Origin of the sequence: Methylobacter psychrophilus (assembly GCF_025583945.1) — a bacterium.
In the GTDB taxonomy this organism is placed as follows: Bacteria; Pseudomonadota; Gammaproteobacteria; order Methylococcales; family Methylomonadaceae; genus Methylobacter_C; species Methylobacter_C psychrophilus.
On sequence record NZ_JAOEGU010000018.1, the window covers coordinates 1 to 12,851 of the forward strand.

General features: G+C 45.1%; 8 protein-coding genes and 1 riboswitch. Of the genes, 2 read left to right on the forward strand and 6 right to left on the reverse strand.

Annotated features, from left to right (window positions below; all coding sequences use genetic code 11):
- Positions 1–123: 123 nt before the first annotated feature.
- The 3 genes from N7974_RS10335 to N7974_RS10345 all read right to left on the reverse strand — a co-directional run bounded on the left by N7974_RS10335 (position 124) and on the right by N7974_RS10345 (position 4,314).
- Complete coding sequence (locus tag N7974_RS10335; RefSeq protein WP_262965538.1) at positions 124–888, reverse strand: hypothetical protein; 765 nt, start codon at positions 886–888, stop codon at positions 124–126.
- Between the two features lie 105 nt (positions 889–993).
- Complete coding sequence (locus N7974_RS20665; protein ID WP_317451596.1) at positions 994–3,279, reverse strand: cytochrome c peroxidase; 2,286 nt, start codon at positions 3,277–3,279, stop codon at positions 994–996.
- Positions 3,280–3,390: 111 nt separating this feature from the next.
- Positions 3,391–4,314: a VPLPA-CTERM sorting domain-containing protein gene (locus N7974_RS10345; RefSeq protein WP_243217506.1), complete on the reverse strand. Its 924-nt coding sequence runs from the start codon at positions 4,312–4,314 to the stop codon at positions 3,391–3,393.
- Between the two features lie 84 nt (positions 4,315–4,398).
- A riboswitch (cyclic di-GMP riboswitch) is annotated at positions 4,399–4,477 on the reverse strand.
- Between the two features lie 606 nt (positions 4,478–5,083).
- Between N7974_RS10345 and N7974_RS10350 the strand changes: the two genes are divergently transcribed.
- Both N7974_RS10350 and N7974_RS10355 read left to right on the forward strand, forming a co-directional pair.
- Positions 5,084–6,019, forward strand: a complete 936-nt coding sequence (locus tag N7974_RS10350) for an FAD:protein FMN transferase (protein ID WP_317451597.1) — start codon at positions 5,084–5,086, stop codon at positions 6,017–6,019.
- 469 nt (positions 6,020–6,488) lie between these two features.
- Positions 6,489–7,343 carry a hypothetical protein gene (locus N7974_RS10355; protein ID WP_262965539.1) on the forward strand — a complete coding sequence of 285 codons (855 nt, stop codon included), beginning with the start codon at positions 6,489–6,491 and terminating at the stop codon, positions 7,341–7,343.
- Between the two features lie 1,047 nt (positions 7,344–8,390).
- Here N7974_RS10355 and N7974_RS10360 read toward each other — a convergent pair.
- The 3 genes from N7974_RS10360 to N7974_RS10370 are packed head-to-tail and all read right to left on the reverse strand — an operon-like array spanning position 8,391 to position 12,800.
- Entirely contained in the window at positions 8,391–11,969 is a 3,579-nt protein-coding gene (locus tag N7974_RS10360; RefSeq protein WP_262965540.1) for a DUF3570 domain-containing protein, read from the reverse strand.
- The gene (locus N7974_RS10365; protein WP_243217509.1) at positions 11,956–12,291 is read right to left on the reverse strand and encodes a DUF4266 domain-containing protein; all 336 of its coding nucleotides are present in this window, start codon (positions 12,289–12,291) and stop codon (positions 11,956–11,958) included. Before N7974_RS10365 ends, N7974_RS10360 begins: the two co-directional genes overlap by 14 nt.
- 17 nt (positions 12,292–12,308) lie before the next feature.
- Positions 12,309–12,800, reverse strand: coding sequence for a TlpA family protein disulfide reductase (locus tag N7974_RS10370; RefSeq protein WP_243217510.1), 492 nt, complete (start codon positions 12,798–12,800; stop codon positions 12,309–12,311).
- Positions 12,801–12,851 lie beyond the last annotated feature (51 nt).

Below are 12,851 nucleotides of genomic sequence, written 5' to 3' on the forward strand. Positions count from 1 at the left end.
CCTTAAAAGTTAAGGCGCGCACGGCACGCCCTACTTAATTAATTAATGACTCTGTATCAGTTCCGGCTTAACTTAATGGCAGTGCCTTGGAGTTTTAGCCATTAATACTCAGGCTAATATTTATTACACCGTTTTTGTTGATTTTTTTAAACCGGGTATTGCCAACAAAGCCGAGGCAAATAACCAAGCAGCAGAAGGCAGCGGTACCGGTGAAGCTTGCAGTGTTCCAGCTACACCAGCACTTGCATATAGCGCTTCAAACTCACCGGGGGCAAGGGTAAAGTTGAATGCTTGTGAGTTTAGCAAAAAGGCCGTACTTAACGACTGGTTTGTTCCGGCGTAATCAGCACCAAAAAAAGTCGGATCAGCGGTCATGTCGAAAGCAGCGTTGTAATGTTCCGCCGAATAATTGACAACAACATCGGTCAATGCCTCATCGCCAGTGGCACTGGCAGAAAGCGCATAAGACAGGGTAAGGCCAACGTTATAACTATCGGTCGCTGACAAGTTACTAAAAGCAGTATCAAAATAAGCCAAATAATTGGTAAAAACAAAACCGTTATTGCTGGCTGACCCGTCCAATTGGAATGTCCGTGTATAACTACTGCCGACGGCAGCGGTTATGGCAGTGGGCTCTGCATCAAAAGCTGATGCAGTCACTGAACCAGTCCCGGTAATGTCTTGAAAATAGCCGCCGGGTGCCAATACAAAAGAGCCTGCTATATCAAGTCCCGAAAAATCGCCGGCATTGGTCAAGTTGCTCAAGCTGTCAATGGTATAAGTCACTGTTGCATAACTGCTAAAGTTTGCCGCCGCTTGCGCGTTTTGGATGGTCAAGGAGGCTAAAGTAGCCAGTGCCAAAGTAGGTAGTAAGTATTTTTTTGTCATTATAAAATTCATTTAAAGTCCATGATTAACGGTTTGTTGTTACTGGCCAAATGCGGGTGCATTTGGCAACCCGATTAAATCAGGTTGCCAGAAAGGCTGAATAACTTAATGTGCTATTAGTTGATCAAACGGTAATAGCGGGTCGGCTTTACCGTTGGCACCCACGGCAGGAATCACCAGTACTTCATCTTTCGCCAGAACAGGGCTTAAGGGGTTGCCGGCATTAACAGAGACAGCATTACCTTCATGGCCGTAAGGCAAAATAATCTCTGGATGATCAAACGGCGCTTTTTCGTAACGTACCCGGTCATCGGTAAAGGTTTTCAAAAAAGCGATAACGTCTGCACGGTTTTTTGCACGTTGGGTTTCAGAAACATCTGAATTACCTGCACTGCCTAACGTGAGGCCATTGACGATGGCGTGTTTATCGATGTTGTCAACATTGCCATGGCGTGAATAAAACTCTATAACCTCATCCAGGGTAGCCATACTGCCATTGTGCATATAAGGCCCGGTCAATTCGACATTACGCAAGCTGGGTATTTTAAAGGCCGCCTTGTTTGCTATCGCCATTTTCTGCGTGTTTACGTTAGCTATAGCAGCTGCTGTAGTTGGCATATAAGCTGAGTCAGGATCAAAGCAAAATTGGCTGCTACTGTTGGCTATCAAACCATCTACATCAGTAAAACGCCAGTCATCGGCATCCGGTACGTTGGTTGCAAAAGGCACTTCAGGGATAAAGTTACAGGTACGTACGCTAGTGACACCGGGATCAAGGATCTTTTTGGCAGGATTGCCTTGCAGGTAATCCAGATATTGCGCACTAAAAGACAGTGGCTGGCCAAAGTCATCAACACCACCAACACCGGGGTCAGAATCAGGATCGGCAACGCCGGTATTGGCGAAGCCAAAGTCCATTAGCTTGGGGCCACCTTCCGTTTCATCACGAACAATGACATTGGTAAACCGGCTTATTCCTACTGCCTGAGCGCCAAATTGTGGACCTAATGCTTGAGGACCATATGCTCTGGGATAGGCCGCAGGACCAAAGGTTTTTCCGGTGGTAGGGGTTACCAACAGGGCATTGGTAGCAACTGATGCAATGGTGATGGTTGGGCCGCCATGGCATAGATTACAATGGTTGCTGATAAACAAGTCATGCCCGTTTTTTAGCGAAACAATCTTTTCAGGACTATAACCCAGGCCCAGCCAAGTTGGCACATAGGTGGCAGGAACACGTTGTGTTAAATCAATAGGCGCTTGATCAGAAATCAGGGTTGCCTGATACATCTGCAAAGCAATACCAAAAAATAGCGAAAAATTGGCTTCGGTTTGGTTATACGGCATTTGCCCGGGCGCGGGTGCACCAAAGGGGCCAAGCGCATTATAGGACCAATATTTCTTGTTAAACGCCTTGGTAATCATGGTCTTATAGGTAGTATTTAAACCTGTTTTTAGGTCGTTTGCGGTACTTAATGTTAAATTTAAGGGGGCGAAAACGCTGTCTTCACCATGCACTTTCTGGTTTTGTAAAGGTTTGCGCAGGAGTAACTTTCTGCCTATTGCCGCCAGATTACGACCACGGCAACTCATTTCGGTGGCATTGAGTGGTGGACCCATCGCCAGTGAGGCAAGTGATGAGTTTTCCAGATGTAAGCGCTGCTTAACAACTGAGCGAGCGCCGCTGGTTACCCAGATACCTGCAGTGGGATCGCGATCACCCCAAGTACTACTGCCGTTAAAAATGTTATTGGCGCGACCATCCCAAAAATTACGGTAATTAAATATGTCATTAATAACTGTCGGCGTGTTTCTGGGTTCTACGCGTCGAGTGCCCGTGTTGCCAATATGAAAAACAGGATCGGCGCTCCGGTCGCAATTATCATTTGTGCCGTTAAACGGATTGGCTCCCTTAAAGGTGCCACTGAAAGTACCCGCCGAGGACACCACGTCATCGGTAATATAAGTTGGCACGCTGTTACTTTTATTCAGCGGATTGGGATATCGGTAGAGCGGAAAATCGGCAAGTTTTACGGTATAGTTAGGGCCGCCGCCAGTACCTGAAGGCAGCATGTCAAATGTTTGTCCGCTGGCATTGCTGCTTTTCTCACCGGGATTAATCTGATTTTTATCTCTCGCATCAGCGCCTGCATGATAATGGCATGAGCCACAGGCCTGACCGTCACTGCCCACATTCATGTCCCAAAACAAAGCCTTGCCTAAAGCAATAGCCATGTTTTTATCAACCACGATAGGACTGGTACCATCCAAAAGGCCGGGAACAGGAGGCAACGGTACATTTTGCAAGGGGTAAGGTATCGGACCATGCGCATAAACAGCTTGCGTTATTAGCAACCCGAAGCCCAGCATAATTTGAGGGAGAAATTTCATTATTTATCTCGTTAAATCGGTAAGATCAGTAACTACAGCCGATAACGCCGGGTATAGTTATTTTTTGCCAAGCCGGATAAGTCATCCGGCTTGGTGTTGTTAAGTCAGGTTTTAGGTCGTGCTTTTTTTACGACCACGTAAACCAATCAAGCCGGCCATGGCACTACCAAACAACCAAACCGCGCCGGGTACCGGTACGGCACTGATGCTTAATTTATAACCGTCTTGAGTTGCACCCCATGAGCCATTTCTATAGCCGCCAAGGGCGATGGTATAAATTTGACCTGCTTCGGCATTAAAACTGATGGTATTCAGGTTGCTTGGCGTAGTGCCGCCAATGCTGTAGGCAACCATATCGGCAACAGAGAAAGACGTATTACCCTTTGGTAGGGAAGATGATGTAGGTGCGCTTAGTTGAGTGTTGTTGCCCAGGTTCCATGAACCATGATGGTTATAATCGACAGTGCTGGTGTCCATACCTTTAAAGATGGTGAATCCAAAATTGGTGCCACTTTGGTTAATGCCCTGGGCATTGACGGTAACCGTGCCACCGACATCCGATTTAAACAGGCCAAAGTCCACATCATGTCGCCAGCCTTGTGCACCGCTCAATCCCTGGTCGCTCCATGCGCCTTTGGCGGTATCGATGTCAGCGCCAACACCATAACGGGTCAGGGAATCCTGGCTGGAAATTTCTGCCGTACCGTTTGCAGTCATGTGTACTCCCCAATGCAGAACACCGCCACCGTTGTAGCCAAACGGTGTGGTGTTGGTGCCACCGGTGCCTGCCCAAGCCGCAACCGAGTTCGTTGAACCTAATGGTGCGCCGTTAAATCCCCAGACCCAGCCATCGGTTCCTGCGCCACCATTGCAGGGCGCACAAGCTGTGGTATTGCTACTGAAATCATTGCCTTCATAAGTCGACAAATTGTACATGGTTGTCGACGATGCCGAGGCATTGCTGATAGCGCCTACAGACATTACGGTACCGGTGATTGCCATGGCAACGGCTTTAGCGATTTTGGTTGGTTTCATTGTGTTAATCCTGAATGGTTAAGTTAAATAAATAACACTGTTCAAAGTAATAAGGCTGGAGATTAGTCCATCAGTCTTATTACAAGAAGCAACCAGGCAGTCTTTAATCACAAGATCCTTGGCTTTCCGAACCTGCCTCACGACAGGAGTGGCTATTAAATTACTGATCATTTCTGTTGAAAAATTAATTTCAATAAGTGCATAACAAAGTAAACAAATTTGCCTGCTCTTACCTAAGCTATTAGCAATAATTGAGCCATTTTTAAATATCCCCTTTTTTATTCAGGGTAAATGTGCTTGTCATCATTTTAAAGTTGTGGGTTTAGGAATTTAACAAGTCTCAATAATTGGTATTTACTTATTGTTTTATAAGGATTTATTGGTAAAAAATTAATTTTCGTCCTATGCAAATAAGTAAAGAAAAAAGCCATTCTATGGTTGGTATTCCAGAAACAATATCGGTAATAATTTGCGGGATAGTCTGGTGATTTAAAGCTGAATATTAAAAAACTAGGTTATTTGACACAATTAATCAGGTTAAATAACACGATTTAGTTTTAAAGAGCTTGGTCTACGAAAAGCACGAAAAAAATTGCCGGGTTAGTTTGAAAAGCCTTATTCGACGTGTGGCCCTTTGGAAATTCTGACTGATATTGTCGCGATGAACTCCAACCTGATTTCAGGTATTAAATATTTTTTTCGTGCTTTTCGTGGACAACAGCTTTTGCCTTGCATGGCTAATATTTACCAGTAATTTGCTGTAAATAGTGTGTACACTGACATTTTTGTATTTTTAAATGCCCCCATGCCCTTAACACTCTACCGTTTTCCCTTTCGTGCGATGGGTTCGCCCTGTGAAATTCAACTGTATGCTGACGATAAGCAATCCGCGCAGTGCGTCGCAGATAAAGCCATGGCTGATGTGTGGTGTATAGAAGCACGGTATTCCAGATATCGGGAGGATAGCGTGTTGTCTGCGATAAACCGTGTCGCGGCCAAAGGTGGGGTAGTGCCGATAGATGAAGAAACGGCGGCTTTGCTTCATTATGCGGATACCTGCTACCGGCAAAGTAACGGTTTGTTTGATATTACTTCCGGCGTATTGCGCGGCGCTTGGGATTTTAAAGCGCAAGTTTTACCCGAAAAATCTGCCATCAAACAACTGCTGCGTGGTGTAGGCTGGAATAAAGTCCAGTTAAGCACGACACACATTGCTTTTAGCTGTGCCGGGATGCAGCTGGATTTTGGTGGTATTGGCAAAGAATACGCGGTTGACAGAGCGGCAGTTATTTGCCGGGAGCAAGGCATTCAACATGGCTTGGTTGATTTAGGCGGCGATATTAAAATCATTGGCCCACATCCCGACGGCAAGCCGTGGTCTGTCGGTCTAAGGCATCCACGCAAGCTCGGTGCTTTGTTGGCAAACGTCAATGTTTATGACGGCGCGGTGGCCAGTAGTGGTGATTATGAGCGCTGTATGGTCGTTAATGGTAAGCGCTATGGCCATGTAATCAATCCTAAAACCGGCTGGCCGGTTAATGGATTGGTTGGCGTAACCGTATTAGCCGGGCAGTGTGTGATTGCCGGTAGTGCTTGTACGATTGCCATGCTCATGGAAAAACGCGGTAAACAATGGCTTCATGATTTGGGCTTGCCACATATTTGGATGGATAACCAGGGCAAAGTTGGCGGACAATTGGAGTAGTTTGGCGATAAGCACTGCCCATGTAGAGTGGAACGATTTTACAGATAACATCTCTTCAAGGGATGGTATCTGATCCGGCTTGGTTGATAGTTATTATAATTTCAAAAAAACGAGTTATATAACCTGTTTTTTTATAAAAGCAGGTTATATAACCTAGTTTAATAAAGCTATCACCGGGTTTTATTCAGTCAATCCCGGTTTTTTATTACCTGTTGATGAAAAAAATCAATAATTATTTAATAAAAATAAAGGCTTGTAGTTATTGTCATTGTTATTATTTATTTGTATACACAAGGTGGCTTATATTTTGCTTAATTTGATTGGAGGGGGCTGTAAGACAGTTTCCCACTCCTGTTCCAAAGGTTAAACCATTAGTGGCTTTATTTTGGAATTTTTGATCGATGTGCAGGGCTTATTCTTTTTGTAATGTAAAGAGTATCCGGCGATAAGAAAAATGTAAGGAATTTATATGAATAAAAAAATAATTGGCGGCATGTTGTTTGCCGCTGTTGCTGTCAGTGGTACGGCCAATGCGGCTATTACTACCGAGACTATCCTTAACTTCAACAAAGGTGAAGCGGCTACTCCAAATACTGCAAGTACAACGGGTAACCTGGGCATGACTCAGTCTGCTTATGCCGGTTTTGCTAATGTTGCTCCTCAAGCTGGTGGTTTTACTGCTGGCACAAATTCCGCTGGCGCTTATTATGAAGATGGCTTGGTGGTGGGTATTGTCGAAGATACCTCAAATGGGATTGCCCATGTTCATCGTGGTGGTGCTGCTACTAACAGAAGCGTTATGTATCATTCCGACTCCAGTGGACTTTACATCAGGGCTTTGGACAGTACCGCGTTTAGCCTGACATCGCTTAATTTTGATGCATCGGCCAGTGATGAAAATCCGTATGCCACTGGCACTTACATTAGCGCCAATACCGGAGATTCAGTAACCAGTGTGGCTGGTGCCAATGATTATTGGGAAATTTTGGGTTATGGCTCTGCTTTAAATCCAACGCTGGATACCGATGCTAATAGTGGTGCCTATATTGCCCGTCAAACGCTGACTAACGGCTTTAACGGTCTGGTGACACTCGATAGCGCTTTTGATAATATTAGTGCTTTCTGGATTCATTATGCCGGTTATCAACAAACACCAAGTGATGGTATGCAGTTTGCCATGTCGTTGGATAATGTTCATGTCAACGCTGCTGTTGTTCCTCCTCCTGTTGCTGCGGTACCTGTACCTGCTGCGTTATGGATGTTTCTTAGTGGCATGATGGGTTTGTTGGCTTTCGGTAAAAAGAAAGCCCGTTTAGTTGCTTAATAACGCTGGTTAGTAAAGTTAAATTAAGGTGGAAGCTGGCAACCGCTTCCACCTTTTTTTGTCGCTGATGTAGTGGTGTTCCAGTTTTGTAAAGTCACTGATGATGCTCATCAGAGATTGTCATGTTCATGAAAAAGCCATTAATCCACGAAAAGCACGAAAGACACGAAAATATTTAATAAAAATGTTGGCTTGATAGTTAATTGACCGGACAGAATGATAGGTTACCGGTGAAGTAACTTCTCATTAGTCACAGGTAAGCTTATTTTTCAATAAGTTAGCGGTATGGAAATTCACTAAAATTCGCTTTTTTTAATACCGGATAATAAGAAATCAATGAGTTACGATGAATCCCTATGATGGAAGGCATGATTTTTCAATTTTATCGCCATGTAAGTCATTGATTTATAATCTACCTGCAACTAATGAGAAGTTACCCGGTGAACAATCACTGATTTGCACTGCATAACATTATAATAATTTCAGCAACGATTAATGTGTGCTTGGCAATGACTGATGAGTACTTGGCAATGATTATTCAGTGCCCAGCAATCGTTCATGAGCGCTGAACAATGATAAAATAATCTCAGTAACGATTAATGAGCACTCGGCAATGATTGTTCAGTGCCCAGCAATCGTTGATGAGCACTGAACAATGACAAAATAATCTCAGCAACGATTAATGAGTGCTCGGCAATGACTGATGAGCACTCGGCAATGATTATTCAGTGCCCAGCAATCGTTGATGAGCACTGAGCAATGACAAAATAATCTCAGCAACGATTAATAAGTGCTCGGTAATGACTGATGAGCACTCGGCAATGATTGTTCAGTGCCCAGCAATCGTTGATGAGCACTGAACAATGACAAAATAATCTCAGCAACGATTAATGAGTGCTCGGTAATGACTGATGAGTGATCATCATGGATTTAATAACGCTCGAAAAAACAACCTTGATGTCTGCCAAGCATTATTAAATCCCGGGCATGAACAACATGGCGGTTTTTTTGTGCTTTTCGTGTTTTTTGTGGACTTGGCGCTACTATCTAAAACGCATAATTCCAGCTTACTGCCAAGGCACCATTGCGATTAAGCTGATAACCGTTGTAATCGGTACTGACCGGTTGTAGCCATTCAAAACTGACATTATGGCCCACGAATTTGCCACCGGTAACCGAGGCATTAAGACCCACACCGACATCCAGAAAGCGGCCACCGTAATTACTGGCAGAGTCCACGGTTGAGGTAACTTGATGCGCCTGATTGGTTGCTCCCTTTATATCACCCTGTGCAGTATAGACACCGCGCACCGAAGCCGATAACCAATTAAACGCCTGATAGCTGCCCCAAGGGGTTGCCTGAAAAATATCCCCATAAGCATAGTCATATTTATTTTTTTCCAGACGCTTAACACCGCTCACTTGTACGCCCCAACTAAAGTCATTGACTTGTCCTGTATAGGTCAGGCTGGGCTTAAAATCCCAGGTGCCGCTACCGGTTTGCATGCCGTAATCCTGTAAGTTGCTGCTATCCAGTCGTGCGCCGATACTACCGGTTGGTGTACTCATACCTAATCCTAAGTGAACATGATGACCGTTTTTGTCCAAGACTTTAACCAACGCGGTAACTACAGTGTCACCGATATCGTTACTAAAATGCTTGGCTCCGCCATGGCCGCTAAAGTCATTTTCCTCGGTCTGATTGACATAGGGACGGATAGGATTGCTCATGGTCATATCCATACTCATCAATTGCGGCATCAGCATGATATTTAACCAGTCCGTCGGTGCGTACATTAAATCCAGCATATGCATTTGCATGTTCATGGAAGTGGGTTTATACAAGCAACCCTGGTTATAGTCTGTACAAGCATTACTAACCAACGCCTGATCGTTGACCGAATCGCTGCCATGCAGCATGGCGCCACCCTGATTACTGTATTGATAACGATAACCGACCATAATCTCGTCAGCTTGGCTCATCATGTGTCCATACATAACCCCGGCTGGTACCGGCACGCCGTGATGATGCATGGTGTGGCTACTGTGATCGCCACCGGTCAGTGCTTTGGCCGATAAATCCACGCTTAAATTGGCGTGGGCCAGGTAATAATCAAAGTTGGCATAATTACCAACCCCGCCGCCACCGAGTTTTAAAGAGCCTGAATGGGTAACATATTCAGCGCCAATCTCCAGACTGATGCCGCGAGCAAACTGTTTTTTTAGGGTGGCACCGCCACTTAAGTCACCAAAGGCAGATAAACGAAAGTCGCTGGAGTAGTTGCCGTCAGCACGGGGTGCCAAAAAGTACGGCGCAAAAAAGTCGGCTTGCGACTGCGAATAATAGCGAATACTGGGGATAATGGTAAAGCCGCCGGGCAGGGTTTGAAACCATTTTGCTTCAAAGGTATGAGAATTAATACCCCAGTCGTCGGTATAAAAGCGATAGTCAACATGTGCGGAGGCATCAAGCTCGGGTATATAGTGATTAATACGGTTGGATAAAGAGCCGATATTGCGTTGTCTGGGGCGATTTTCGCGGAATAATTCCAAACCAACGACCTCCAGATTGGTTACTGCATTCCAGTCGACGCCAGCATCGGTAGGATTCCAGAGATTATAGTATTCTGTCGGGGTGATTTCACCACGCACATAAACGGATTTATAGGGATTGCTCAAATAGCCGCTTTGATTGGTATAGCTGGCGGTGGACTGAAATAAGGTGTTTTTGGAAAGTACCTGGGCGATACTGGTAGTAAAGCTGTTAAAAGTACTTGCCTCATTTAATGCTTGGTAACTAGTCGGATAATGTGCCGGGTCACTGCCATGATGGGAGCTATGGCCACTGCCGTTGCGGGCAATGGTATTGCTGGTCATGCCGTAACCGGCGGATACTGTAGTGAGTTTGTCATTAAATTCATGACTGATGTTGGTGGAGCCAAAATTGGATAAATAATCCGGTTCGTCAGAAAGACCGCCGGATATTGCCAGTGTAGTTGCATCAAGATAATATTTGACGTTGACTTGAGGCATTGAGCGGGTTTCTTGGGGTTGCACCTGAAAAACCTGTACGGCTTGGGTGCCGGTGGGCACCTGACTATTGAGAATATCACTGTATAAAGAAATGGCGGCTTGCTTGGCCAGTTCGTTGAGCGATGCAGCATTCTGAGGCGATTGATCGATATAGCTTTGGTTTATTGCTGCTGTTTGAGTAGTATAGTTGCCCGTTAATACAGACATTTGCATCGTGTAGTTATTGGTTAGCAAGGCTAGTTGTACAGGATCGGTTAATGCCGCCAATTGTGTATTGTAAGTGGCGGTTAAGGTGGTTATTTCAGCATTATAAGCATTTACTTGATTGGATAATGCCACGACAGGGGAAACACTGATATTATCCAATGCCATGCTGAATTCTTTGCCATCTGCTGGTGTTTGCGGATAACCCTTGAAATGTATCCAGGCTGCATTAATATTATTGAAGCCACTATTAAGCTGCAAGGTACCATCAAAGCCGTTGGCAACCGTCTGATAAGCAACACGAGTGGCATAGTTGGTGCCGTCACCGGTATCCAGATTGGGATTGAGTGCGGTATTAAAGCCTAAAATTTCCCAATAGTCATTGGGGCCGTTATCGGGGTTTGCCCCAGAGATAGGTGCTTTAAAATTCATAGAATCAAGACTAAACGCCTTACTGTCTTGGGAGCGAATATAAATACCGCTGGAGTCTGAATGATATTGCAGGGATCTATCAGCCACAGTACCGGCACGATGTAAGTGGGCAATCGGGTTTGACGTATCCTCAACAATGCCAATCACCATGCCATTTTGGTAATAGCAGCCACTACTACCTGAGCCGGCACAGCCACCATCGGGGGCAGAGGTACCATTAGCAAAGCCGGCATAGGACGAGAAAGTCATACCGGAATTAAAGTCAATAGTTACAGGGCTGGCGATATTGCCGGGAACTGCGGCCAGATTGGTCTCGATAACGGCTTTATCGGTTTCGTATTGGTCTGTCAACGCAGGAATTGCAACATTGAGGTTATTTAAATCTGATTTGTAAGTGTCTGTAATAAGAGCCTTATCCGCATTATAAGAGGTGTCTAGCGCTGCTTGATCGTTGGTTTTGGTGGTTTCAAGCGCGGTTAGTTGGGAATTTTTATCAGTAGTAATTTCTGCCTGAGCTGCGGTATTACCATCAGAAAATGACTGAAAACCGTTAAGACCCCCAAGTATGGTTAATCCTGCTGCCGTGACACCACCTGATGCGGCTGATATGACATCAACATAACTAAGTTCGGTTGAGTTTGTGCCATCTGCTTTTTGTTTGTATTTGGGCACATTGGTCATGCTTGCCGGCATGCTAAACGATGGCGTGGCACCACTGTAAGTATCGCGATCAAGGCTAAAAGCCAATTCAAGCCGGTCGGTCAACGGAATAATCGCATCGGCATGGTAAATATCAACCTGCATACGGTTATCACTTTCCTGGTAATGGCCGTAACTGACATTGGATAGTATTTGTGCCGAAGGGATGGCGGCCGAGACAGTCAATCCGGGCAGACTGAGTGCCGCTGTCGTGAATGCCGCCAGTGCAGTTTTTTTGTCTGATTTAATTGCAGCCACAACCGCCTCCTGCACCGCTATGTCCACCTTGTGAGGCTTCTTTGCTGGTAAAAATATGATCACGAAAGCTGTTTAAATTGGGGTGGGGATTGATACCCATTTCCGGCTTGGCCAGATTACCCCGTTGCCAGGGCGCAACCGTGCTACAACCTTGGCAAACAAGCACGCTGCTACAGAGTAGGGCGATGACCAGTCGGTGAGTCCATTGATTTCTCGTGTAGTTCGATAAGTTACCGAATGTAACGAACACATTGAGTGTCGGTCGCATAGTCTTATCCAAGGTAAGACGTTGCTCACCAAGCCATTGTGTTAAAGCGTGCATGATGTAAATCCTTAAAGTTATTCAGCCAGTAGCGCCGAAACTTGTGCACTAATCATGTCTTTGTCCTCATCCCGAAAGCCGAGATGTATTTTTCTGATTTTGCCGGTTTTATCGACCAGATAAGTCGACGGCATGGCTTGAACATCAAACTTGGCAGGGCAGTCGCCTTTTGGATCAAAAGCCGTGACGTAATCAACGGCATTGCTAACAAGAAACTGTTTGGCTTCTTCGCTATTTTCATCGACATTGATGGCAATAATCTCAAAGCCGTTTTTGACGTGTTCGTTACGCAAACTGTTAAAAAACGGCATTGATTTTTTACAGGGCGGACACCAGGTAGCCCAAAAATCAATCAAAATCACTTTGCCTTTATAGGCATTAAGGTCAAGTTTTTCAGCATTGCCAGTAAGTGCGGCGGGACATTGAGGGGTAGGTTGACCTTCTTGTGCTGCGTTTGCCAGAGGGGCAGTAGCCAAAAATATCAGGGTTGATAAAAGCAATTTTTTCATGACGGTGGACGTTATTAGTTTTAAAAGACAAGCGCTTACATCACCTGTTTC

Excerpts from the sequence above, each read along its gene's own strand:
- N7974_RS10335 (WP_262965538.1), bottom strand. The coding sequence starts at position 888 with ATGACAAAAAAATACTTACTACCTACTTTGGCACTGGCTACTTTAGCC.
- N7974_RS10365 (WP_243217509.1), bottom strand. The coding sequence starts at position 12,291 with ATGCACGCTTTAACACAATGGCTTGGTGAGCAACGTCTTACCTTGGAT.
- N7974_RS10345 (WP_243217506.1), bottom strand. The coding sequence starts at position 4,314 with ATGAAACCAACCAAAATCGCTAAAGCCGTTGCCATGGCAATCACCGGT.
- N7974_RS10355 (WP_262965539.1), top strand. The coding sequence starts at position 6,489 with ATGAATAAAAAAATAATTGGCGGCATGTTGTTTGCCGCTGTTGCTGTC.
- N7974_RS20665 (WP_317451596.1), bottom strand. The coding sequence starts at position 3,279 with ATGAAATTTCTCCCTCAAATTATGCTGGGCTTCGGGTTGCTAATAACG.
- N7974_RS10370 (WP_243217510.1), bottom strand. The coding sequence starts at position 12,800 with ATGAAAAAATTGCTTTTATCAACCCTGATATTTTTGGCTACTGCCCCT.